Below are 1,213 nucleotides of genomic sequence, written 5' to 3'. Positions count from 1 at the left end.
CGCCCAAGTGCACAAAGCAAAGCTGCGAACGGGCGAATCCGTCGTCATTAAAGTCATACGGCCTGACATTGAGGCAACCATCATTGAAGATACCCGCTGGATGGCTTGGCTGGCCCGATGGATTACGCGATTGCATCCTGATGGACACCGCCTTAAAGCTCAAGAAGTGGTAGCCGACTACACGGCAACGATTCTGGATGAGCTCAACCTGGCACGAGAGGCAGCGAATGCCAGCCAGTTGCGACGCAATTTTGAGAATAGCGACCAGCTATACGTACCCCAAGTCTACTGGGACTACACAACATCCCGCGTGTACACGATGGAAGAGGTGACGGGTATTCCTGTCAACAACCGAGCTCAACTCGAAGCGCTTGATGTTAACTTTAAGTGCCTGGCAGAGCGCGGCGTCGAAATCTTCTTTACTCAGGTGCTGCGCGACAGTTTTTTTCACGCCGACATGCACCCTGGCAATATTCTCATTGATGCCAACAACCCCAACACACCCAGCTATATCGCCCTTGATTGCGCAATTATCGGCAGCTTAAGCGCCGACGATCAGTACTACTTGGCTCGTAATCTACTGAGTATCTTCAAACGCGACTATCGCACCGTGGCAGAGCTTCACGTCGAATGCGGTTGGGTACCGCCCGATACCCGCGTTCAAGATTTTGAGAGCGCCATCCGCACTGTCTGCGAACCCGTCTTTGAAAAACCCATCGCCGAGCTGTCGTTTGGACAACTACTTCTTAACCTATTCCAAACCGCTAGCCGCTTTGATATGCCTATTCAGCCTTCGCTGGTGCTGCTACAAAAAACCCTGCTCAACATAGAAGGTCTGGGACGAGAGCTCTACCCGCAGCTCAACTTATGGGACACCGCTCAACCCTTCCTTGAAAACTGGATGCAAGAGCGCTATTCAGCAAGCAACACACTGCAGCGGTTAAAAGACGAGGCGCCTGGACTGCTCGAGCAATTGCCTAAGTTACCGAACCAGCTCATAGACCGATTTTTGCAAACCGCCTCCCCACAGACTGTTGAAACGCCACAACGTCAAGCGCAGTCACCCTTATGGATCATTGGCAGCTGGGTGCTCGGCGGGTTAACCGTGGGCACCGCACTGTCTGGTATGACCGCCACGGCCGCAGGGTTAAGCGGTGCATTTTTACTATTAATACTCTGGAGATCCGCAAGATAACATGACTTCACCCCTACT

1 protein-coding gene is annotated in these 1,213 nt (G+C 52.6%); it reads left to right on the top strand.

The window, feature by feature from the left end; genetic code table 11:
• Positions 1-1,195: AarF/UbiB family protein (locus ACTF5Z_RS12255; protein WP_438985880.1), on the top strand; the 1,195-nt coding region annotated here is incomplete at its 5' end.
• Positions 1,196-1,213 lie beyond the last annotated feature (18 nt).

This window comes from Aequoribacter sp. (assembly GCF_965659035.1).
Classification (GTDB): Bacteria; Pseudomonadota; Gammaproteobacteria; order Pseudomonadales; family Halieaceae; genus Aequoribacter.
This window is presented reverse-complemented; position numbering and strand designations above follow the sequence as displayed.